At 36.7% G+C, this 332-nt stretch carries 1 protein-coding gene; it reads left to right on the plus strand.

Features of this window, described 5'->3' with window-relative positions; genetic code table 11:
* Positions 1-332, plus strand: a 332-nt coding sequence (locus tag AOA61_RS30920) for an aminotransferase class V-fold PLP-dependent enzyme (RefSeq protein ID WP_143521227.1), incomplete at both ends; no start/stop codon positions are given.

Genomic DNA, 332 nt, shown 5'->3' on the forward strand with positions numbered 1-332 from the left:
TAAAATACATGGACTAAAAGGTACTGGAATCTTACTAAGAAGAAACAGTGTTTTATTAGACCCATTGTTTTCTGGCGGAAGTCAGGAAGGGAAGTTTCGGGCAGGAACTGAAAATGTTCCAGGAGCTGTAGCAATGGTTAAGGCTTTACGAATTACTTTAGATAACTACCAACACCATGTAAAGAAAATTGATTCAATTAGTAGGTCTATTGAAATGAGAACACGGACAATTAACGGTGTTTATATAAATTCTCCTGAGAAAAGAGCACCTCATATATTGAATATATCCATTCCAGGGTTAAAACCTGAAGTGGTAGTACAGGCCTTAAGTG

This window comes from Pseudomonas sp. 2995-1, assembly GCF_002742505.1.
In the GTDB taxonomy this organism is placed as follows: domain Bacteria; phylum Pseudomonadota; class Gammaproteobacteria; order Pseudomonadales; family Pseudomonadaceae; genus Aquipseudomonas; species Aquipseudomonas sivasensis.